Source organism: Pseudomonas sp. AC247, assembly GCF_979258015.1.
In genome coordinates this window covers 1755980-1777432 of the sequence record NZ_OZ409829.1, presented here as the reverse complement: position 1 = coordinate 1777432, position 21453 = coordinate 1755980, and the positions used below count along the sequence as shown (strand labels likewise).

Sequence of the window (21453 nt, the reverse complement as noted above, 5' to 3'; positions counted from 1 at the left end):
CTTCAGTCGTGGGCGACACCGGCACGCTTGAGCAGTTTCTTGCAGCGTTCCGAGAGATGAAACACCTGCAAGTGCTTGCCAGCCTTGGCGTAGCGCTCACGCAGGGTTTTCAGTGCGGCGATCGCCGAGTAATCGACAAAGCTCAGATGCCGGCAATCGAGAGTCACGTGGGCCGGGTCATTGGCCGGATCGAACTGATTGAGAAACGGCGTGGTCGAGGCGAAAAACAGAGTGCCGTGCAGGCGATAGAGTTTGCTGCCGTCGGCTTCGACATGCTCATCGGCGTACAGCTCGCGCGCCTGCTGCCAGGCGAAGTTCAGCGCCGCAATGATGATGCCGCACAGCACAGCGGTGGCCAGATCGGTGAACACGGTGATGGTGGTCACGGCGATGATCACCAGCACATCGTTGAGCGGCACTTTGTTGATCACCCGCAACGACGCCCAGGCGAAGGTCTGCTGCGACACCACAAACATCACGCCGACCAGCGCCGCCAGTGGAATCCGCTCGATCAGCGGCGACAGGAACAGGATGAACAACAGAATCAGCACGCCCGCGACCACGCCGGACAAGCGCCCGCGCCCGCCGGAGCTGAGGTTGATCACGGTCTGGCCGATCATCGCGCAACCGCCCATGCCGCCGAACGCGCCGGAGACCATGTTGGCTGCGCCGAGCGCCACACATTCGCGGTCCGGGTAGCCACGGGTTTCGGTGATTTCATCGGTGAGGTTCAGCGTCAGCAGCGTTTCCAGCAGACCGACCAGCGCCATCAGGATCGCGTACGGGGCGATGATGCGCAGGGTGTCGAGTTTCCACGGGATATCGGGCAGTGCGAACGTCGGCAGGCCGCCGGCAATGTGCGCCATGTCGCCGAGGGTGCGGGTCGGCAGGCCGAACAGGTAGACCAGCAGGCCAACGCCAAGAATCGCCACCAGCGCTGGCGGCACGGCTTTGGTCAGGCGCGGCAGGATGTAGACGATGGCCATGGTCAGCGCCACCAGGCCTGCCATCAGGTACAACGGCGTGCCGCTGAGCCACTCTTCAGCGCTTTTGAAATGTTCCAGCTGCGCCAGCGCAATAATGATCGCCAGGCCGTTGACGAAGCCGAGCATCACCGAGTGCGGCACCATGCGCACCAGTTTGCCCAGGCGCAACAGTCCGAACGCCATCATGATCAGGCCGCCGAGCAACACCGTCGCCAGCAGATACTGCACGCCCTGCTGCACCACCAGCGCAACAATCACCACAGCCATCGAACCGGCCGCACCGGAGACCATGCCCGGCCGGCCGCCGAACAGCGCGGTCAGCGTACAAATGATGAACGCGCCATACAGGCCCATCAGCGGATTGAGGTGCGCCACCAGCGCGAACGCAATGCATTCGGGCAACAGGGCAAACGAGGTGGTGAGTCCGGCCAGGACATCGGCGCGCAGACGAATCGGTTTCATGGCATACCTGACTGAGCGGCCGAGGAGCTCGGTCGCCGGTGTTCGGGGGAAAAGAGGGTTGCGGATGTTACGGAATTGTCCGGGATCGGGCCAGTGATCGCTGACACTTGTCGACTCGGGCTTTATGCTGGCGCACCTGTGTATGCGTTGAGTTCGACCATGTCATCTTTTCTAAGCGCGCGCGAAGTGTGCCAGCGCCTGCGCGACGCGACACTGGGCGTATTGCCGTTCAAGGTCTGCGAGCCACCTGCCGCGAGTGGGTTGGTCGCGGTCGAAATCGAGGGTTGGCGCCTGCTGCTGGATTTTGAGGGTGGGCGACTGCATCACTGTGAACAGGCCCGCAGCGGCGACGGACAGGAGGGCGCGCTGGATAACTGGCAGCGTTACGGCACCGATCCGGTGAGTTTGCTCAGTACCTGGGAACTGGCGCAGATCGAACGGTTGTTGGCGGATTGCCTGTCAGCCCTGACGCAAGTCGAGAAGGTAGGTGTAGTAACCGCTGTCGCGCACATACCCGAGTGACTCGTACAAACGCTGTGCAGTGAAGTTGTCGATGGCGGTTTCCAGCACCAGGCCTTTGGCGCCGGTCTGCAAGGCAAAGTCGCGCGCCGTGTTCATCAGCAATCGGCCGACGCCGCGACCACGGGCAGTCGGCGCCGTGAACAAGTCGCTGAGCAGCCAGGTGCGGTGAGCGTCGATGGATGAAAACGTCGGATACAGCTGCACGAAACCCAGCGCCTCTGCCTCTTCGTCCTCAGCCAGAAAAATCGCCGACTCGTTGCCCGCCATGCGCTCGGCGATGAATGCACGCGATTGCCCGAGGTTGGAGGGCTGCTGGTAAAAGCCCCGATAAGCGTCGAACAACTGCGCAACCGCGTCCAGCTGTGGCGTGTTGGCGCGCACTACCTGAATCGTCATGGCCCTTCCTCGATCGCTCCAATCATCGATCCAGCATAGCGCTGTGCGTCGAGTCTGCTGGCTTCACCGCTATATAGTTTTGTATATTACGAAACCGAAATCGCCAGAACCTTGCCATGCCGTCCATTTATTCCGTATTTCCATGAGCGCCATAAGAGTCCGCAACGAGCAGTTGATCCTTGCCGCCGCCAGCGAAGAATTCGCCGCCAATGGCTTCGACGCCACCCAGACCCGCGACATCGCCGCCCGCGCCGGGGTGCCCAAGGCGAATCTGTATTACTACTTCCAGACCAAGGAAAACCTCTACAGCAAAGTGCTGCTGGGGTTCGTCGAACCGTTGCTGGAAGCCTCGGCGGTGCTGCGCGAAAGTGACGATCCGCTGATCGGGCTGCGCGCCTACGTCGCGGCGCGAATCCGGATTGCCCGTGAGCATCCGGCGATTGCCAAGGTGTTCAGTGGCGAGTTGCTGCTGGGTGGCCGGCAGTTGCCCGACGAGTGTCGCGACCTGCTGCACGCTGAAGCGCGGCGCAATGTCGAGTGCCTGCGCAGCTGGATCGAGCGTGGTCTGTTGGCACCGGTGGACCCGGAGCATTTGATGCTGTTCATCTGGTCGGCGACGCGCACTTACACGAATATTGGCTGGCAGATGGGCTGCATCACCGGGCGCGCCGAACCGCAGGATGAGGATTATCAGACGGCGGCGGAAACGATTACGCGGATGGTGCTGGAGGGTGTGGTGGTCGCGCCACGGGTCGGGGAGATTCGCGGGGTGTTGTTTGCGACTTGAGTTGTGTGGGGGGTTGAGGGCTGCTGTGCAGCCCGTCGGGGATGAATCCCCTCACCACAGGGGTTGTGCAGCCACAGAGGGTTGCGTCAGGGCATGAATTCGATAGGCAGATCGAGGTTGTTTTTCATGCGTTCATGCCAGGCCTGCAAAGCTACAGGCAACCGGGTTTTCCATTTCGGCACGTTGGTGTAATAGCGCGGGCGCGACTTGCCACCCTCGTATGTCACCAGCAGCACCCAGAAGCGCGCGCCGCTGGCACGCATGATGACGCCGGTCCCGCCCAGACCGCGCATCCACATTTCGGTGACCTGACTGTCCGGCACGTCGGATGAAGGTTGCGCGGTCATCAATGACCCCGACGTGCCCACCGCCCATTGGTAATCGTCTTCAAGCAGCGCGTGCAAGGCCTGGTTTTCGGCAGGCGTGCGCGCCAGGCCCAGGCTGAGCATGTCGTAATCCAGGGTCAACGGCTGCTCCGAAGCGATAAAGCGGCCGGTGTAATACACGCCCATCCCGGCGCTGCAATAGCCGCCAGCGCCCGCGTGCGAAATGTCCAGCACGCCGTTGATCGGCGTGAGCAACAGGGTGCATTCGTCTTCCGCGTAAATCGCTATGCCGTCCTTGAGCGTGGCGACGCCTTCAATATCGCCGGAGTTACCACCCTCACCCGCCTCTATGCTGATGAAAACGTGCGTGGCGTCACGGCGCTGGGTGGTCGCGGTCGCCGACGTTGTCGTGCTGGGTGGAATGAGTTGCCAGGTCGCGTCCCAACTGAAGGGTTGCGTGGCATGTTCGAGTTCGGCCAGGCGCATCAGATACTGGCGGCGCAAGCAGGCCGTCAGGTCGCCACAGCCGTTGCGATTTTTCAGCCATTGGCGTTGATCGGTCTTGAGCGCCTTGGGGTCGGGGACGTTGGCGAGCGTCGTGCGCCAACGCTCTGCGAGCTGCTCATCGAGCCGCGAAAGATCGGCATCGGCACAAATGGCTTTTTCCACTTTGCTGGCGGCGCTGGCGCAATCGAAACTGGCGGCGTGGACACTGGAGGCAAACGCGAGGGCTGTCAGCGCCAGGGCATGACGAAGGGTCAAGGCGAACATCGATAGATTCCATTCTTCGGACGGCGCGCAGTATGCCAGTGCGGCCACCGAAAATCCTCGCAGGAGCAAAGCTTGCTCGCGAAGGCGGTGCCACTGCCGGCCTTTTGGGTGGCTGGGCGGGCGCTTTCGCGAGCAAGCTTTGCTCCTGAGGGGGTTGTGGTCAGAAGGTGATGGTAGCGGCGGGTTTGACGTCGATGCGGGCGACGGAACCCGTCAGGTGGGCGAGGTCTTTGTTATGTTCGGCGATGATGTCTTCAGCGCTCATGTTGCCGTTGTCGACGGTGGAGTGCGCGTCGGCGACGAGCACCACGTCGTAACCGAGCTGATGCGCCTGGCGCACGGTGGCGTTGACGCAGTAATCGGTTTGCAGGCCGCAAATCACCAGACGCTCGAAATCCTCGCTCGGCAGCAGTTTGCGCAAGTCCGTCTGATAAAACGCATCCGCCGTGGTCTTGCGCACGCGCAGGTCTTGGCTGGCGGTTTGCAACGCTTCAGCCAGTTGCCAGCCTTCAGCGCCATGGGCTAACGGGCTGTCGGCTTCTTCGTGCTGGATCAACACGACAGGCACGCCCGCCGCGCGCGCGCGGCGGCTGAGCGGGTTGATGGTATCGATCACACGATGGATGTCATGGCACTGGTATTCGCCCGCGCAGAGCGCGCGTTGAACGTCGATGATCAGTAATGCGGTGGTCATGATGAGCCTTCCTTGATCAATCCTTGAGACAGGTGCGGGCCTGAGCCCGCACCTTTTTTACGCCCTCAGTAACCCAGTGACAACCCGGTATTGCGCCGTGGATCGTTGGCGCCGTAGAAGCGGTTTTTGCCGACCGGTTTACCGCCCAGCGACGGCGCCCCGACCAGAATCGCGGCGATGTGGTTGGCATCCTGCGGTCCGGCGAACTTGTGGCCCCAGCTCTCGAGGATTTTCTTCGTGTCGGGGCTGGCGGCGAAGTCTTCGAGGTTGGTTTCCTCCGGCATCCACTGCTGGTGGAAACGCGGCGCGTCGACCGCTTCCTGCAGGCCCATGCCGTAGTCGATGACGTTGAGCATGGTCAGCAAAGTCGCGGTGATGATCCGGCTGCCGCCAGGCGTCCCCACTACCATCACCACTTTGCCGTCCTTGGTAACGATGGTCGGGCTCATCGACGACAGCGGTGCCTTGCCCGGCGCGATGGCGTTGGCTTCGCCCTGCACCAGGCCGTACATGTTCGGCACGCCGACCTTGGAGGTGAAGTCGTCCATTTCGTCGTTGAGAATCACCCCGGTCTTGCTCGCCATCACGCCCGCGCCGAACCAGTCATTGAGGGTGTAGGTGACCGAAACCGCATTGCCCCACTTGTCGACGATCGAATAGTGCGTGGTGTTGCTGCCTTCATGTGGTGCCGTGCCGGGTTTCAGTTCCGCCGAGACGCCAGCCTTTTGCGGCTGAATCGCGTCGCGCAGCTTGGTCGCGTAGTTCTTGTCGAGCAGGTGCTCGATCGGGTTTTTCACGAAGTCCGGATCGCCGAGGTAGCTGTTGCGATCGACGTAGGCGTGGCGCATCGCTTCGATCTGATAGTGCATGCCCTGGGCCGAATGGAAGCCCAGGTCCTTCATCGGATAACCCTCGAGGATATTCATGATCTGGCAGATCACCACACCGCCGGAGCTTGGCGGTGGCGCCGAGACCACGTGGTAACCACGGTAATCACACTCCACCGGGGCCAGTTCACGGGTCTTGTATTTGTCGAGGTCGGCCTGGGTGATGATGCCTTTGTTGGCCTGGCTGGAGGTGACGATAGCGTCGGCGACCCAGCCTTTATAGAAGCCGTCGGCACCTTTTTCGGAAATGGTCCGCAGGGTCTTGCCGAGGTCCTTCTGCACCAGTTTTTGCCCGACCTGCATCGGCTCGCCGTTGTGCAGGAAGATCGAGCCGGAATCGCGCATGTCCTTCTTGAATACGTCGGTGGCGTACTCCAGCAACTCGACGTCGCCCTGCTCCAGTTCGAAGCCGTCTTCAGCCAGCTTGATCGCCGGGGCAATCATGTCCTTGCGCGGTTTGGTGCCGTACTTGCTCAGCGCCAGCTCCATACCGGACACGGTACCCGGCACGCCAACGGCCAGGTGGCCACGGGTGCTGAGGTCGGGAACGACGTTGCCTTCTTTGTCGAGGTACATGTTGGCCGTCGCCGCCAACGGGGCTTTTTCGCGGAAATCGAGGAAGGTCTTGCGCCCATCCGTCAGCTGGATGGTCATGAAACCGCCGCCACCAAGGTTGCCGGCTGCGGGATAAACCACCGCCAGCGCATAGCCGACGGCAACCGCCGCATCCACCGCGTTACCGCCGTTTTTCAAAACGTCGACACCGACATGGGTGGCCAGATGTTGTGCGGTGACCACCATGCCGTTTTCGGCGGCGACCGGTGCGACGGAGGCGGCGTGAGCCATCAGACAGCTGAGTGCCAGTGAGGTCGCTATCAGCGATTTGGCCAAAGGTTCGTACTTCATGAGTCGATCTCTTTTTTTGTTTTAGGGTCTGTGCAAAACAGAGGGGAACGCTTCAAGGGCAACAAGCAGTATGGTCGGCTTTGCGGTTTGCGCCTCCCTGATCAGGCAGTATGCTGAGCGCTGTTGCCGTACTGATCCGGAGCCCGTTGCCATGTCTTACACGTTCATTACCCTGCCCTCGCCGGTCGGCGAACTGAAGCTGGTCGCGAATGGTTCACGACTGGCGGCCATCCTCTGGGAAAACGACAAACCGAACCGGGTGCGCCTCGGCCCGATGAGCGCAGCACCGGACAACCCGATCCTGATCAAAACCGCTCGGCAACTTGAAGAATATTTTGCCGGCACGCGGGATCGCTTCGAACTTGAACTGGACTTTGCCGGCACAGCGTTTCAGCAACAGGTCTGGGCGGCGTTACTGACCATCCCGTTTGGTGAAACGCGCACCTATGGCCAGATCGCCGAGCAGATTGGCAATCCCACGGCCGTGCGGGCAGTGGGCGCCGCGAACGGACGCAATCCGATCTCCATTGTGGCGCCGTGCCATCGGGTGATTGGTGCGTCGGGGAAGCTGACCGGGTTTGCCGGGGGGCTGGAGGCGAAAGAACGGTTGCTGACGCTGGAGGGTGGGCAAGGGCCAGGGACTGGGCGTTTTGAAGGGTTTTAAGATCAAAAGATCGCAGCCTGCGGCAGCTCCTACAGGGGAATTAGTGCAGGCTGCGATCTTTGTTATCGGGAAAACAGGTTATTCATCGCTGCGTACTGCAACAGCATAATGGTCTTGGCGTCGCAGATTTCGCCACGCTGGAACGCTGCCAGCGCCTCATCGAAAGACCACTCCAGCACCTCCAGCTCTTCGGTTTCTTCCTCCAGGCCGCCACCCTCACTGACTTTCGACGCTGCGTCGTACTCGGCAATGAAAAAGTGCAGTTTCTCGGTCACCGAGCCTGGGCTCATGTAAGCCTCGAACACCTTTTTCACGTCGCTGACGCGATAGCCGGTTTCTTCTTCCGCCTCACCACGAATCCGTTGTTCCGGCGCTTCACCTTCAAGCAAGCCCGCCGCCACTTCGATCAACAGGCCGTCATGGCCGTTGACGAACACCGGCAGGCGGAATTGCCGGGTCAGCACCACGCTGCGCTTCTCGCGATTGAACAGCAGAATCGCCGCGCCATTGCCGCGGTCGTAGACTTCCCGGGTCTGGCGCTGCCAATCGCCGTTGTTGCGTTGATAGTCAAAGGTGATTTTCTTCAGCAGATACCAGTCGTGGGACAGCACCTGAGTGTCGACAATGTTGACCCGCTCAGCGGTTTTGGACATGACGCCTGATCCTTTTTTCATCACTAGGCCGCCATAGTCGAATAATCGCGCGCACAAAAAAAGCCCGGCAGCGCTACCGGGCTTTTTCACTTGCAGCTAACGTGCGGTGTTCGCCAGCGTTTGATCGTGGTCCTGCCCGAGTGAACGAGCGCCGTGAATCAGCGGCCCATAACGCCGGCTGAATTCCCAGTTGTAAGGCACATGATCCTTGCTCGCGCCGTTATCCCAGTTCACCGACCAGGTCATCAGGCCCTTGATCGGATAACCCTTGATGGCCAGGCGTTTGAGCGCGTTGCCCACCACGGTTTTGTCGATGACGTAACCGGTGGCCGCCGCATCGACGTTGGCCGGCAGACCGATGACAAACTTGTCCGGCGGGATCCTGATGAAACCACGGGTTCCGGTCACCAGACTTTCGGTCAGGTAATAGAGGAAATCCTCCTTCAGCGCATCATTGTTCTGCGCGATCCACGCGCCTGCGCCGTTGTTGGCCTCCGGCACCCAGACCCCGTCACCGCCCTGGTTATAAAACTGCGGGGCGATGAAATCGTAGTAACCCTCCAGCGCCTGCAAGTAACCGACGTATTTGCCGGCGCTGGTCAGGTACGGAAACTCCGGGGCCATGCTGATGATGAAGTGCTTGCCCTGACCGGCGTAGTGATCCTTGACCAGTTTCAGTGCCGCTGGCAGAACGGTCTTGTTGGCAGCGAAGTCAATCGCGCTCTGTTCAAGATCGATGTCCAGCCCGTCGAAGCCGTAGGTTTCCACCAGACGGATGATTTCATTGGCCAGCGGTTGTTCCTGACCGGCGCGCAGCTCGATGTGCGCATCGGCGCCACCGAGGGAGATCAACACCGCCCGCCCCTGACTGTTGAGGACAGCGACCTGCCGGCGGAACTCGGCGTCGGACACGTTGAATGGCTTGAAGGTCGGAATGCCGCTGCCTTTCATGAACGCCACCGCGACCACGTTGTACTCCTTGGGCACCTCTTCCAGCGAGAGGCTCGCGAAGCGCCCCTGACGGTAGCCGTCACTCGGCCCCGCCGGCCAGTTGTGCCAGAAGCCCATCAGAATCTTTTTGCCGGCAATGCTCGGCATCAACGAGGCTGCATCGCTCGTCGGATTCTGCATCAAAGAGAAGTCGATTTTTGACATGTTCTAATCCTTCAGAACGTGTGAATGGGGTGTCGCCGATTTATTTGAAGTCGACGTCGAAGGCCTGATAGAAGGCATTGCCAGTGTTGGCAACGATCCACATCAGCACGATGACGTGACGGCCCTTTTTGTCGTCCGGCAGTTTCACCGCGTGATTGACCTTGGCCTTCAGCTCGTTGGGATAGCTGTAATACGGCACCTGGGTGTAGAAATCCTCGAAGAACGGTTGGGCTTCCAGTTGCGCACGGGTGATGCGTTGTTTCGGGTCCCAGCCGTCCTTGGTGATCAACCAACGATAGCCGCGCGTGGTATGCGGCGCGGTGTATTCCCATTTGATCTCCAGGGCCTGCCCCGGGGTGACATTGAGCAGCGGCCAGGTGAACGGGCGACCGAGCTTCTTGCTCATTTCCTCGTCGGTGAAGTTCACGCAATCGCGGGCATCCGCCTTGCCGCCGCTGAGGATGTAGCCGTCAGCCGGTGGTGCAACGCTGGCCGAGTCGGTCCGATATGGCGCAGGAAACGGACCGGCCACCAGCGCCGGGAAGTTCTTGCCACCTTCCATTTCGTTTACCTGCCAGGCGCCGAGCAATCCTTGCTCGATGGCGACCGCACCGCGGCTCGCCGGGGAGGTCACTCGACCGTGTTTCAGTTGGGTTTGTGCTTGTACTTGATTCATGTTTTTCACTCCGTTGATTTAAGAACTCTCCCTTCCGAGGAGAGGCCTTCAACCTAACGGAGGTGGTTTTTTTGTCCATCGGCGCTTTTGTCGCAGCCAGAGCGCACACCGTTGGCAAAAACCCGAAAACACTGGATATATAAACAGTACATTGTGAGGCATCGCACTCGACGCGTAGCCAAAGGCGTACACGTCGAGACGACGAAAACCTGCAGTCAGCGGTTTAGGACAATTGTGCCTGGAACTCTTTTTCGTATTGCCCGGCGAGCTGTTCTTTCTGCTTCTCGTTGAGCAATTTGCCAGCCATCTGGAAGAACTTCTGCTCTTCTTCCTTGAGGTGGTGATGGACTTTGTCCGAGAGCTTCTTCGCGGTCGCGAGCCATGCCGGGCTGGACATCTCGGTCTCGTCGAGTTCTTCCATCATCTCGTCCATTTCATGGTGCTCGGAAATCGCGTGGCGGCTGAGGTCGACACCGTTGTCGAACTCCATCAACGGGATATAGAAATGCCGTTCTTCCGCAGTTTCGTGGGCTTGCAGTTCAGCCTTCAGTTGTTTGTAGGCCTCCACGCGTTCCGGCGTATCGCCACTGGTCTTGATCAGGGCTTTGGCGTAGCTGCGCTGGCGGTCATGGCTTTCGCGAAGGGCTTCGAAAATATTCATGGGATGTCCTCATCAACCGCGTGCTGGAATGACGCTGTAAAGCCTAGACCGCAGCGCGCGAACAGCGGTTCCACCGGTTTTTCTTAGGGGCTTGGAACACGACCGCCGGGCAGGATAGGCTGGCGACTCAGACCACAAGGAAGTCCTGCATGAACCTGCGCATCGAGTTGTCGGCAACCCCCAACGAAGAACAACGCAACGCCATCCTCGCGCCGCTGCGCGCCCACAATGTCGCCAAGGCCGGGCCGTCGAAGATGGAGCCACTGGCGCTGTTGGTGCGCGATGAGCACGACGCGATTCTCGGCGGCCTGTATGGCCACACGTTTTATCGCTGGTTGTTCATTGAGTTGCTGGCGGTGCCGGAAGAGGGGCGCGGTCAGGGCATCGGTTCGCAGCTGATGCAAATGGCCGAGGACTTTGCGCGCAAGAACGATTGCGTCGGGATCTGGCTCGACACCTTTTCATTTCAGGCGCCGGAGTTTTACAAGAAGGTCGGGTACAGCGAATGCGGCGAGATTATCGATTATCCGCTGGGGCATAAGCGGCATTTTTTCCAGAAGCGACTTATTGGTTGAATGTCAGGGCCCCTTCGCGAGCAAGCTTTTCTGCTACAAGGATGTGCCGTTCACCCATTCTTGTAGAAGCAAGGCTTGCCCGCGAAGGCGACAGCCGCTTTAACGCCTGATCAGAGGCAGGTGGCCAACGCCGCCAAGCGCCGCTTGGCCACAAAATCATCCTTCTGCGCGTAGTAATTCAGCGTCGTGCCCGAAGCCTCGGTGATGACGTCGACAAACGACTCGGCCGAACGCGTATACACCGTGGTGCCAGCCGGCTTGCGTGGCTCCAGATAGGCTGCGGCGTCCACACCGAACACTGCCTCGTCCTGCCAGCCAAACTGCACGCACTGCGCGACGACTTTCTCCGGTTTGTCCGAAGTCAAAACCTTGTAAGGGGCTTGCGTGCGAGCATCGTTCATCACCGACCCCGCGCAACCGGCCAGCAGCGTTGCCGCCAGCGCTACCATCAGCATTCGCATTGCATTCGCTCATTCAGAAAAAAGCGGACTGTATCACCGCAGCGGCCAGAATCGTTCTGCTTTACTGAATTTATAGCGCGACACGCGCGCACCGCTGCGGCAACCTAAGGTCATCAGCCTCACAAGGAAAACCCATGGCGCCTACCGATCAGCGACATGAACACGCCCTGAAAGTGTTTCTCGATGCACGCCCCGAGCTGCGCGAAAGTCTCGACCATCTCAATCCCTTGCTGGCCCAGGCCAAAGGCGAAACTCAGGCGCAATATCGCGAAGAGCGACTGCATGAAGCCTTCGAGGCCGAGGCGGAAAACCTCGGGTTATTTGCCTGGGAGCTGACTTTGCAACTGACCGCCGAGACGCCTGAGGACTATCAGGCGCAGCGCAGGGAGGTGCACCGCGAGGTCGCAGAGATGGCCGGCATGGACTGGCTGGAATATTGCGACCTGTATGGGATAGAACCTTAACCGCCGCGCAAGGATACCGTCACTGATGTTGCCCTCCGCCTCGACTCACCGCGCCAGTCCCGGCCATCTGCACACGCAAAAATGGCGCGGGCGTGTGGGTCTGGCGCTGGTTGCCAGCCTGTCGGTACTGGCCGGCATGACCGATGCGATCGGTTTTATGGCCAGCGGCGATTTCGTCTCGTTCATGAGCGGCAACACCACCCGACTGGCGGTGGCGATCAGTGATGGCGATCTCGGGCTGACCTTGCGCCTGGTGATTCTTGTCGCCACTTTTGTGCTGGGTAATGCCTTGGGCGTTGTCGTTGCGCGCTTTGGCGGGCGACGCGCGTTGCCGCTCCTGCTGTGCATCGCCACCCTGCTCTGCGCAGCGGCCGCCTGGCCGTACGACACGCAATTGCCGGCGTTGCTTGCGGCGATTGTCGCCATGGGCATGCTCAACGCGTCGGTTGAGGAAGTGAACGGTTTACCGGTCGGGCTGACCTATGTCACTGGCGCCTTGTCGCGATTTGGCCGTGGCCTGGGCCGATGGCTGCTGGGCGAACGGCGCGGCGGCTGGCGGGTGCAACTGGTGCCATGGAGCGGGATGTTTATCGGCGCGATTCTGGGCGCGGTGCTGGAACACCACTTGGGACTCAAGGCGATGTTTGTCAGCGGTCTGCTGGCCGCGCTGATCGGGTTGCTCTCCCTGAAAATCCCGCGCCGCTGGCAACTCGGCTACATGCCCCGCTAACACGAGACTGCGATCTCTTGATTCTGCCCCGCAAAATCAACATCAAAAGATCGCAGCGTGCCCCAGATCGTGTCGCCCTGTAGGAGCTGACGAGTAAAACGAGGCTGCGATCTTTTGATCCTGCCCCGCAAAATCAACATCAAAAGATCGCAGCGTGCCGCAGATCGTGTCGCCCTGTAGGAGCTGACGAGTAAAACGAGGCTGCGATCTTTTGATCCTGCCCCGCAAAATCAACATCAAAAGATCGCAGCGTGCCGCAGATCGTGTTGCCCTGTAGGAGCTGACGAGTGAAACGAGGCTGCGATCTTTTGATCCTGCCCCGCAAAATCAACATCAAAAGATCGCAGCGTGCCGCAGATCGTGTTGCCCTGTAGGAGCTGACGAGTGAAACGAGGCTGCGATCTTTTGATCCTGCCCCGCAAAATCAACGTCAAAAGATCGCAGCGTGCCGCAGCTCCTACATGGGATTGTGTGTCCCTGTAGGAACTGACGAGTGAAACGAGGCTGCGATCTTTTGATTCTGCCCCGCAAAATCAACGTCAAAAGATCGCAGCGTGCCGCAGCTCCTACATGAAAAGCAGGCGCGGGTGCTGTGCGCAATGCTTTATCATGGCCACAGTTTTGCTGATCGAGTCCGTCATGAAGTTCGCCATCGCGCTGTTTTCCGCCGCCCATGCGCCCTCCTCGCGCCGCGCCCTGCTGTTTGCGCAGGCTGCGCTGGCCGGTGGGCATGAGATTGTCCGGCTGTTTTTCTATCAGGATGGCGTCTATAACGCCTCTGACGCGGTGGTGACCCCGCAGGATGAACTGGACTTGCCCAAGCAATGGCGCAGCTTCATCACCGAGCAAAAGCTCGACGGCGTGGTGTGCATTGCCGCGGCCCTGCGCCGTGGCGCGCTGAACGCGGAAGAAGCCCAGCGCTATCAGCGTGACGCCGTCTCCGTCAGTGAGCCATGGGAATTGTCCGGTCTTGGGCAATTGCATGACGCCGTGCAAGACGCTGATCGCCTGATCTGTTTCGGAGGTGCATGAGATGGCCAAATCCCTGTTGATCATCAGCCGCCAATCGCCATGGTCCGGCCCCGGCGCCCGCGAAGCGCTGGACATCGTACTGGCCGGTGGCGCCTTCGATCTGCCGATCGGTTTGCTGTTTCTCGATGACGGCGTGTTGCAACTGGCCGCTGGGCAAAACGCCAAAGCCCTGCAACAAAAAGACCTCAGCGCCAACCTGCAAGCGCTGCCGATGTTTGGTGTAGAAGAATTGTTTTACTGCGCCGACAGCGCCAGCGCTCGTGGCCTCGAACAGCTATCGCTAGACGAAGCGCAACCGCTGGCTGCCGAGCAAATCACCGCCCTTATTGACCGTTACGACCAGGTGATCACCCTCTGATGTCGACTTTGCATGTGTTGTCTCATTCCCCTTTTGGCGATGATCGCCTGAGCAGTTGCCTGCGCATCATCGGCAGCGCGGATGCCTTGTTACTGTCCGGCGATGCGGTCTACGCGTTGCAAGCGGGCACCGCGCCGTGCACTGCGCTGCAAAGCCGCCAGATCAAACTGTTCGTCCTCAGCGAAGACGCACAGGCGCGCGCCGTGCAGGTGCCGGACTGGGCCGAAGCCATCGATTACCCGGCCTTCGTCGAACTGTCGATCCATCATGACAAGGTCAACAGCTGGCTATGAATTCCATGACCGTCGGCGCCCGCGCCATCGAACTGGACAAGGACGGCTTTCTCGTCGATCTCAGCGATTGGTCGCACGATGTCGCCAGCGCTCTCGCCGCTGCCGAAGAGATCGAGTTGACTCCTGAACACTGGGAAGTCCTCGAACTGCTGCGCAGCTTCTATGCAGAATTCCAACTGTCCCCGGCCACACGCCCGCTGATCAAGTACACCGCGCTGAAACTCGGCACGGAAAAAGGCAACAGCCTGCACCTGAACCGACTGTTCAAAGGCACCCCCGCCAAACTCGCCGCGAAACTGGCGGGCCTGCCCAAACCGACGAATTGCTTATGACCGACTTTCCAGCGCTGACCCTCGAAACGCCTGCCGAACATCCATTCGCCCAGTTCGTGCGAATCCTCGGCAAAGGCAAACGCGGCGCGCGCGATCTCACTCGCGAAGAAGCCCGGGAAGCCATGGGCATGGTGCTCGACGACAAGGTCGAGGACACCCAACTCGGTGCGTTCCTGATGTTGCTGCGACACAAGGAAGAAAGCGCAGAGGAAATGGCCGGATTCACCGAGGCTCTGCGCGCACGCTTGCAGGCGCCAGCGCTGAATGTCGATCTGGACTGGCCGACCTATGCGGGCAAAAAACGCCATCTGCCGTGGTATTTGCTGGCGGCCAAATGCCTGGCACAGAACGGCCTGCGCATCTTCATGCACGGCGGCGGCGCGCACACCGCCGGGCGCCTCTACAGCGAACAACTGCTCGGCGAATTGAACATCCCGCTGTGCCGCGACTGGCAACAGGTCGGTGCAGCGCTGGACAATGGTGGCCTGGCGTTCATGCCGCTGGTGGACTGGGCGCCGCAGTTGCAGAACATGATCGACCTGCGCAACACCCTGGGCCTGCGTTCACCGATCCATTCGCTGGCGCGGATTCTCAATCCGCTGGGCGCGCGCTGCGGGCTACAGAGCATTTTTCACCCCGGCTATCAGGCCGTGCACCGCGATGCCAGCGGATTGCTCGGCGACACAGCGATTGTGGTCAAGGGTGATGGCGGCGAAATCGAGATCAACCCCGACGCTAACAGTCACCTCTATGGCACCACGGGTGGCGAGAGCTGGGACGAAGAATGGCCGCAACTGTCGGCGCAGCGTCACGTCAAACCATCGTCACTGGATGTCGAGCACCTGAAGGCCGTGTGGCGCGGCGACGTGGTCGACAGCTATCCGCAAATGGCCCTGATTGCGACCATGGCCCTGGCCTTGCGCGGCCTCGGACAAAACCGTGAACAGGCCTTCGAAACCGCCGAGCAATACTGGGCCGCACGGAACAAATCGATTTAACCGATCATTCGCGCCCGATCTTTGCGCTTTTTGTTCGAACTCATCGGAATAGACTCGACTCCAACGATTATCGGTTTATGGAGTCTTGATCATGGGTTTACTCGTCGATGGCCACTGGCAGGACAAGTGGTATGAAAGCAGCAAGGACGGCGCGTTCCAGCGCGAACAGGCCAAGCGCCGCAATTGGGTCACCGCCAACGGCGAGCCCGGCCCCAGCGGTGAAGGTGGTTTTGCCGCCGAGGCAGGACGCTATCACCTCTACGTTTCCCTCGCCTGTCCATGGGCGCATCGCACACTGATCCTGCGCAAGCTCAAAGGTCTGGAAAGTCTGATCGACGTCTCCGTCGTAAGCTGGCTGATGCTGGAAAACGGCTGGACGTTCGACAAAGCGCTGGGCTCGACCGGCGACAAGCTCGATGATTTCGCATTCATGCACCAGCGCTACACCGCTGACACCGCCGACTACACCGGGCGCGTCACTGTGCCGGTGCTGTGGGACAAGAAACTCAAGCGCATCGTCAGTAATGAATCGGCGGAGATCATCCGCATGTTCAATAGCGCGTTCGATGGTTTGACAGGCAACGATCTGGACTTCTACCCGGCGCCGCTGCGCGGTGAAATCGATGCGCTGAACGAGCGGATTTATCCAGCCGTGAACAACGGCGTGTATCGCGCAGGCTTTGCCACGTCGCAACAGGCTTATGAAGAAGCGTTCGATGAAGTGTTTGCCGAACTCGATCACTTGGAGCGCGTGTTAGGCGCCAACCGCTATCTGACCGGGGAATACCTGACGGAAGCGGACGTGCGTCTGTTCACCACGGTGATTCGTTTTGACGCGGTGTATCACGGGCACTTCAAGTGCAATCTGCGGCGGATTGCCGATTACCCGAATCTGTCAAACTGGTTGCGTGAGCTCTATCAGATGCAGGGGATTGGCGAGACTGTGGATTTTCAGCACATCAAGAACCACTACTACGGCAGCCACAAGACCATCAACCCGACGGGGGTTGTGCCGAAGGGGCCGGAGCAGGATTTCACAGTGGCCCATGATCGGGCGCGTTTGGCTGGGAAAGGGGTTTGGCGCCGGGGTTGAGATTTGTATTGTTTTTGAGGGCCCCATCGCTGGCAAGCCAGCTCCCACAGGGATTTTGGTGATGCTGAAGATTGCAGCTTCAACACAAAACCTGTGGGAGCTGGCTTGCCAGCGATGGGGTCAACTCGGTTCTCAGGCCTGCGCCTGAGCCCCTTCAAACCAAGCCAGTTTCTCGCGCAGTTGCACCACTTCCCCAACGATCACCAAGGTCGGCGCATGCACTTCATGCTCCGCCACCAATCGCGGCAGATCCGCCAGCGTGCCGGTAAAGACTCGCTGATTGACCGTGGTGCCCTGCTGAATCAACGCCGCCGGGGTATCCGCTGAACGACCGTGCTTGATCAGTTGTTCGCAGATCACCGGCAACCCCACCAGGCCCATGTAGAACACCAGCGTCTGCGCCGGGGCGACAAGGTCTACCCATGGCAAATCGGTGGAGCCGTCCTTCAAATGCCCGGTGACAAAGCGCACCGATTGCGCGTAATCACGATGGGTCAGCGGAATCCCGGCATACGCTGCGCAACCGCTGGCTGCGGTAATACCCGGAACCACCTGGAAGGGGATGCCGTGGGCCGCCAGTTCTTCGATCTCTTCGCCGCCACGGCCGAAGATGAACGGATCACCACCCTTCAACCGCACCACACGCTTGCCGGCCTTGGCCAGATCGACCAGTTGCTGGTTGATCTGATCCTGCGGCACGGCGTGATCGGCGCGACGCTTGCCGACATACACACGTTCGGCATCGCGACGGCACAGCTCAAGAATCGCTGGCGCGACCAAGCGGTCATACAGCACCACGTCGGCTTGCTGCATCAGACGCAAGGCCTTGAAGGTCAGCAGATCCGGGTCACCCGGGCCAGCGCCGACCAAATAAACCTCACCGGTAGTGACCATCGCTTCGCCATCGATCTTGGCTTGCAACAGACGTTCGGCTTCGGCGCCCTGCCCGGCCAGTTGCCGATCGGCAATCGGCCCCTGAAATACGTCTTCCCAGAAACCACGACGCTGCTGCACATCCGGAAACAGGCTTTTCACCTGATTACGGAAACGTGCGGCGAGCCCGGCCAATTGGCCGTAAGTCGAGGGAATCCAGGTTTCGATCTTGGCGCGAATCAAGCGCGCCAGCACCGGCGCATCGCCACCGCTGGACACCGCAATGATCAATGGCGAACGGTCGACGATCGCCGGGAAGATCACGCTGCACAAGGCAGGCGCATCGACCACGTTGACCGGCACGCAACGCTTGTGAGCATCGGTGGAAACTTGTGCGTTCAGCGTTTCGTCGTCGGTGGCGGCGATGATCAGCCCGCAACCGTCCAGATCCGCTTCAACGTAACCGCGTAACAGGCATTCGCCGCCAGAGGCGACGACCAGTTCACGCAGTTGCGTTTCGATTTCAGGTGCGACCACCCGCAGCAGCGCACCGGCATCGGCCAGCAGGCGGGATTTGCGCAAGGCAATTTCCCCCCCACCGACGACCAACACACGACTGCCGCGCAGGTTGTGAAACAGCGGCAGATATTTCATTTAGCCGATGACCTCAAGGCCACCCATGTACGGCTTCAGCACGTCCGGCACACGGATCGAACCGTCGGCCTGCTGGTAGTTTTCCAGCACGGCAACCAGGGTACGACCTACAGCCAGACCGGAACCGTTCAAGGTGTGCACCAGCTCAGGTTTGCCGGTTTCCGGGTTGCGGAAACGCGCTTGCATACGACGGGCCTGGAAGTCGCCGCAGTTCGAGCACGACGAAATCTCGCGGTACTTGTCCTGGCTCGGGATCCACACTTCGAGGTCGTAAGTCTTGACCGCGCTGAAGCCCATGTCGCCGGTGCACAGCGCCAGGGTGCGGTAAGGCAGACCGAGCAGTTGCAGGACTTTTTCAGCGTTGGCGGTCAGGCCTTCCAGTGCTTCCATCGAGGTCGATGGCTCAACGATCTGGACCATTTCAACTTTGTCGAACTGGTGCTGACGGATCATGCCGCGGGTGTCGCGACCCGACGCGCCGGCTTCACTGCGGAAGCACGGGGTGTGGGCGACGAACTTGATCGGCAGCAGTTTCGAATCGACGATTTCACCGGCAACGATGTTGGTCAGCGACACTTCGGCGGTCGGGATCAGGTACAGATCGGCTTCGCCTTCGCGGGCGATCTTGAACAGGTCTTCTTCGAACTTCGGCAGTTGACCGGTGCCTTGCAGCGCCGGCGCCTGAACCAGATAAGGCGTGTAGGCCTCTTCGTAGCCGTGCTCGTTGACGTGCAGGTTGATCATGAACTGCGCCAGTGCGCGGTGCAGACGGGCGATCGGGCCGCGCAGCAGAGCGAAACGCGCGCCGGACAGCTTGGCGGCGGTTTCAAAGTCCAGCCAGCCGAACTTCTCGCCCAGGGCAACGTGGTCTTTCACTTCGAAATCGAACGCAGCCGGGGTGCCCCAGCGGCGCACTTCAACGTTGTCGTCTTCGTCTTTGCCGACCGGCACGGATTCGTGTGGCAGGTTAGGAATACCCAGCACGATCGAGTCCAGTTCGGTCTGGATTGCGTCCAGCTCGACTTTACCGGCACTCAATTCGCCCGCCATGCGCTCGACGTCCGCCATCAACGGCGCGATGTCTTCGCCGCGCTGCTTGGCCTGACCGATGGATTTGGAACGCGCGTTACGCTCAGCCTGCAGTGCTTCGGTGCGGGTCTGGACGGTCTTGCGCTGTTCTTCCAGCGCTTCGATGCGCGCGGTATCCAGGGCAAAGCCACGGGAAGCCAGGCGGTCCGCTACGTCCTGGAGGTTGCTACGTAACAGTTTGGAATCGAGCATGTCGGTTTCTCGTTATCAAAGTTTGGTCAAAGACAGGCCAGCCCACGTCGCGAGCAGCCCGCCGAATACGCTGAGTGCCGCATAGCCCAGGGCCAGCGGCACTTGCCCGCTTTCCAGCAGGCGCACCGTATCCAGTGAAAAGGATGAAAAAGTCGTCAGCCCCCCGAGGAAGCCGACCATCAACCCGGCACGCACCTCGATCGGCACTTCCGGGCGTATCAAAAACAGGCCGTACAACACGCCAATCAGCAGGCAGCCCACGATATTAACGGCCAGCGTCGCGGTATAGAAGTGCCGCGGCCAATTGGCAGTGATCCAATTGCCAGTAGCGAAGCGCAACAAAGTGCCAGCAACGCCGCCGGCAGACACCGCAATGATCAATGGAAGCACTATTTTCTCCGCTGCCGAGGGCTTAAACGGTCGAGTTGGGCGAGGTGGTTGAGCTTCTCGCCGATCTTCAACTCCAGGCCGCGCGGCACCGGTTGGTAGAACGGGATCGGCTCGAGTTCTTCCGGAAAATAGTCTTCGCCAGCGGCGTAAGCGTCCGGTTCATCATGGGCGTAGCGGTATTCGTCGCCATAACCCAATTGTTTCATCAGTTTGGTTGGAGCGTTGCGCAAGTGCAGCGGCACTTCCAGCGAACCGTGCTCGGTGGCGGCACGCAGGGCGGTTTTGAAGCCCATGTACACCGCGTTGCTTTTCGGCGCGCAGGCCAGATAGGTAATGGCTTGCGCCACCGCCAACTCACCTTCCGGACTGCCGAGGCGTTCCTGCACTTCCCACGCGGCGAGGCACAGGCTCAGGGCGCGCGGGTCGGCGTTACCGATGTCTTCGCTAGCCATGCGCACCACGCGTCGCGCGAGGTACAGCGGATCGCAACCGCCGTCGATCATCCGCGCGAACCAGTACAACGCGCCGTCAGGGTTGGAGCCACGCACTGATTTGTGCAGTGCCGATATCTGGTCGTAGAACGCTTCGCCGCCCTTGTCGAAGCGCCGACGCGTATCGCCGAGCAGACTCTGCAGCAGATCAATGCCCATCTCGCTGTTGTCGTCGGCCAGATCGGAAGCGTTTTCCAGCAGATTGAGCAACCGTCGACCATCGCCATCGGCCGCCGAGAGCAGCATCTGAAAGCCCTCATCGCTGAGGGTCAGATTGCGCTTGCCCAGGCCGCGCTCTTCGGTGAGCGCGCGGTGCACCAGTTTGCGCAGCGCCGCTTCGTCGAGGCTTTTCAGCACGTAGACACGGGCGCGCGACAACAAGGCGTTGTTGAGTTCGAATGAGGGGTTTTCGGTGGTGGCGCCGATGAAGATCAGCGTGCCGTCTTCAACGTACGGCAGGAACGCGTCCTGCTGCGACTTGTTGAAACGGTGAACTTCATCGACGAACAGAATTGTGCGTTTGCCGTATTGGCCAGCCTGTTGCTTGGCGATTTCAACCGCCTGACGGATCTCTTTGACCCCGGCGAGCACCGCCGAGACCGTTTCGAAATGCGCGTCCGAGACTTCCGCGAGCAACCGCGCCAGGGTGGTTTTACCCACGCCCGGCGGCCCCCAGAAAATCATCGAATGCAGGGCACCCTGCTCCAGCGCCTCACGCAGAGGCTTGCCGCGAGCGAGCACGTGCTCCTGACCGACGTACTCATCCAGATTGGTCGCGCGCAAACGCGCGGCCAGTGGCTGGGCAATCGGTGCACTGCGAAACAGATCCATCACGTAGCGTTGAAACCTCGAATTTTTCGAATACTGTGTGAAACCGTGTGG

At 60.2% G+C, this 21453-nt stretch carries 25 protein-coding genes and 1 pseudogene; 12 read left to right on the top strand and 14 right to left on the bottom strand.

Translation table 11 applies throughout. The features are described from left to right. Positions 1–2: 2 nt before the first annotated feature. A complete protein-coding gene (locus ACZZ0B_RS08190) occupies positions 3–1448 on the bottom strand; it encodes a SulP family inorganic anion transporter (protein WP_463544816.1) in 1446 nt (481 codons plus the stop codon). A gap of 159 nt (positions 1449–1607) precedes the next feature. Between ACZZ0B_RS08190 and ACZZ0B_RS08185 the strand changes: the two genes are divergently transcribed. Continuing rightward, complete coding sequence (locus ACZZ0B_RS08185) at positions 1608–1970, top strand: DUF7693 family protein (protein WP_463544815.1); 363 nt, start codon at positions 1608–1610, stop codon at positions 1968–1970. On the opposite strand, the gene ACZZ0B_RS08180 is transcribed toward ACZZ0B_RS08185, so the two are convergent. Next, entirely contained in the window at positions 1908–2366 is a 459-nt protein-coding gene (locus ACZZ0B_RS08180; protein ID WP_463544814.1) for a GNAT family N-acetyltransferase, read from the bottom strand. The genes ACZZ0B_RS08185 and ACZZ0B_RS08180 overlap by 63 nt on opposite strands. A gap of 142 nt (positions 2367–2508) precedes the next feature. Between ACZZ0B_RS08180 and ACZZ0B_RS08175 the strand changes: the two genes are divergently transcribed. Next, a complete protein-coding gene (locus ACZZ0B_RS08175) occupies positions 2509–3153 on the top strand; it encodes a TetR/AcrR family transcriptional regulator (protein ID WP_008086848.1) in 645 nt (214 codons plus the stop codon). Positions 3154–3239: 86 nt separating this feature from the next. Here ACZZ0B_RS08175 and ACZZ0B_RS08170 read toward each other — a convergent pair whose 3' ends face one another. The 3 genes from ACZZ0B_RS08170 to ggt form a co-directional block, all read right to left on the bottom strand. After that, positions 3240–4250, bottom strand: coding sequence for a lysozyme inhibitor LprI family protein (locus ACZZ0B_RS08170; protein WP_463544813.1), 1011 nt, complete (start codon positions 4248–4250; stop codon positions 3240–3242). A gap of 160 nt (positions 4251–4410) precedes the next feature. Next, positions 4411–4944, bottom strand: coding sequence for a cysteine hydrolase family protein (locus ACZZ0B_RS08165; RefSeq protein WP_463544812.1), 534 nt, complete (start codon positions 4942–4944; stop codon positions 4411–4413). Positions 4945–5009: 65 nt separating this feature from the next. Beyond that, positions 5010–6737 carry a gamma-glutamyltransferase gene (gene ggt / locus ACZZ0B_RS08160; protein ID WP_463544811.1) on the bottom strand — a complete coding sequence of 576 codons (1728 nt, stop codon included), beginning with the start codon at positions 6735–6737 and terminating at the stop codon, positions 5010–5012. Between the two features lie 151 nt (positions 6738–6888). On the opposite strand from ggt, the gene ACZZ0B_RS08155 reads away from it, so the two are divergent. Further along, on the top strand, positions 6889–7401 hold the full coding sequence (locus ACZZ0B_RS08155) for a methylated-DNA--[protein]-cysteine S-methyltransferase (protein ID WP_463544810.1): 513 nt from the start codon (positions 6889–6891) through the stop codon (positions 7399–7401). Between the two features lie 62 nt (positions 7402–7463). On the opposite strand, the gene ACZZ0B_RS08150 is transcribed toward ACZZ0B_RS08155, so the two are convergent. The 4 genes and pseudogenes from ACZZ0B_RS08150 to ACZZ0B_RS08135 form a co-directional block, all read right to left on the bottom strand. Further along, positions 7464–8054 carry an NUDIX domain-containing protein gene (locus ACZZ0B_RS08150; RefSeq protein WP_008086856.1) on the bottom strand — a complete coding sequence of 197 codons (591 nt, stop codon included), beginning with the start codon at positions 8052–8054 and terminating at the stop codon, positions 7464–7466. A gap of 153 nt (positions 8055–8207) precedes the next feature. Beyond that, positions 8208–9209, bottom strand: a pseudogene (locus tag ACZZ0B_RS08145) (chitinase); the annotation flags it as partial. 40 nt (positions 9210–9249) lie between these two features. Beyond that, complete coding sequence (locus tag ACZZ0B_RS08140; RefSeq protein WP_463544809.1) at positions 9250–9885, bottom strand: lytic polysaccharide monooxygenase auxiliary activity family 9 protein; 636 nt, start codon at positions 9883–9885, stop codon at positions 9250–9252. A 223-nt stretch (positions 9886–10108) separates the two neighbouring features. Beyond that, positions 10109–10546: a hemerythrin domain-containing protein gene (locus ACZZ0B_RS08135; protein ID WP_008086859.1), complete on the bottom strand. Its 438-nt coding sequence runs from the start codon at positions 10544–10546 to the stop codon at positions 10109–10111. A 149-nt stretch (positions 10547–10695) separates the two neighbouring features. Between ACZZ0B_RS08135 and ACZZ0B_RS08130 the strand changes: the two genes are divergently transcribed. After that, positions 10696–11121, top strand: coding sequence for a GNAT family N-acetyltransferase (locus ACZZ0B_RS08130; protein ID WP_463544808.1), 426 nt, complete (start codon positions 10696–10698; stop codon positions 11119–11121). 110 nt (positions 11122–11231) lie between these two features. On the opposite strand, the gene ACZZ0B_RS08125 is transcribed toward ACZZ0B_RS08130, so the two are convergent. Continuing rightward, positions 11232–11582: a hypothetical protein gene (locus ACZZ0B_RS08125; RefSeq protein WP_008086861.1), complete on the bottom strand. Its 351-nt coding sequence runs from the start codon at positions 11580–11582 to the stop codon at positions 11232–11234. A 134-nt stretch (positions 11583–11716) separates the two neighbouring features. Between ACZZ0B_RS08125 and ACZZ0B_RS08120 the strand changes: the two genes are divergently transcribed. From ACZZ0B_RS08120 to ACZZ0B_RS08085, 8 genes are all read left to right on the top strand, one after another. Next, entirely contained in the window at positions 11717–12046 is a 330-nt protein-coding gene (locus tag ACZZ0B_RS08120) for a DUF6388 family protein (protein ID WP_008086863.1), read from the top strand. 25 nt (positions 12047–12071) lie between these two features. Beyond that, positions 12072–12776 (top strand): YoaK family protein, encoded by a 705-nt coding sequence (locus ACZZ0B_RS08115; RefSeq protein WP_158835202.1) that lies wholly within the window; start codon positions 12072–12074, stop codon positions 12774–12776. 639 nt (positions 12777–13415) lie between these two features. Beyond that, positions 13416–13808, top strand: a complete 393-nt coding sequence (gene tusD / locus ACZZ0B_RS08110) for a sulfurtransferase complex subunit TusD (protein WP_008086579.1) — start codon at positions 13416–13418, stop codon at positions 13806–13808. Position 13809: 1 nt separating this feature from the next. Beyond that, positions 13810–14166, top strand: a complete 357-nt coding sequence (gene tusC / locus ACZZ0B_RS08105) for a sulfurtransferase complex subunit TusC (RefSeq protein WP_008086577.1) — start codon at positions 13810–13812, stop codon at positions 14164–14166. Further along, a complete protein-coding gene (gene tusB, locus ACZZ0B_RS08100; protein WP_008086575.1) occupies positions 14166–14459 on the top strand; it encodes a sulfurtransferase complex subunit TusB in 294 nt (97 codons plus the stop codon). The genes tusC and tusB overlap by 1 nt, the downstream gene beginning before the upstream one ends. Further along, positions 14456–14791, top strand: a complete 336-nt coding sequence (locus ACZZ0B_RS08095; protein ID WP_463544807.1) for a TusE/DsrC/DsvC family sulfur relay protein — start codon at positions 14456–14458, stop codon at positions 14789–14791. The genes tusB and ACZZ0B_RS08095 overlap by 4 nt, the downstream gene beginning before the upstream one ends. After that, positions 14788–15789, top strand: a complete 1002-nt coding sequence (locus ACZZ0B_RS08090) for a glycosyl transferase family protein (RefSeq protein WP_440095479.1) — start codon at positions 14788–14790, stop codon at positions 15787–15789. The genes ACZZ0B_RS08095 and ACZZ0B_RS08090 overlap by 4 nt, the downstream gene beginning before the upstream one ends. A gap of 91 nt (positions 15790–15880) precedes the next feature. Beyond that, positions 15881–16882 (top strand): glutathione S-transferase family protein, encoded by a 1002-nt coding sequence (locus tag ACZZ0B_RS08085; RefSeq protein WP_463544806.1) that lies wholly within the window; start codon positions 15881–15883, stop codon positions 16880–16882. A gap of 132 nt (positions 16883–17014) precedes the next feature. Here ACZZ0B_RS08085 and cysG read toward each other — a convergent pair whose 3' ends face one another. Genes cysG through ACZZ0B_RS08065 form a run of 4 tightly spaced genes read right to left on the bottom strand, consistent with a single transcriptional unit; the run spans position 17015 to position 21402 of the window. Next, positions 17015–18409 carry a siroheme synthase CysG gene (cysG, locus tag ACZZ0B_RS08080; protein WP_463544805.1) on the bottom strand — a complete coding sequence of 465 codons (1395 nt, stop codon included), beginning with the start codon at positions 18407–18409 and terminating at the stop codon, positions 17015–17017. Next, a complete protein-coding gene (serS, locus tag ACZZ0B_RS08075) occupies positions 18410–19690 on the bottom strand; it encodes a serine--tRNA ligase (RefSeq protein ID WP_008086564.1) in 1281 nt (426 codons plus the stop codon). Between the two features lie 15 nt (positions 19691–19705). Further along, positions 19706–20080 (bottom strand): fluoride efflux transporter CrcB, encoded by a 375-nt coding sequence (crcB, locus tag ACZZ0B_RS08070; RefSeq protein WP_008086563.1) that lies wholly within the window; start codon positions 20078–20080, stop codon positions 19706–19708. Further along, positions 20080–21402 (bottom strand): replication-associated recombination protein A, encoded by a 1323-nt coding sequence (locus tag ACZZ0B_RS08065; protein ID WP_463544804.1) that lies wholly within the window; start codon positions 21400–21402, stop codon positions 20080–20082. Before ACZZ0B_RS08065 ends, crcB begins: the two co-directional genes overlap by 1 nt. Positions 21403–21453 lie beyond the last annotated feature (51 nt).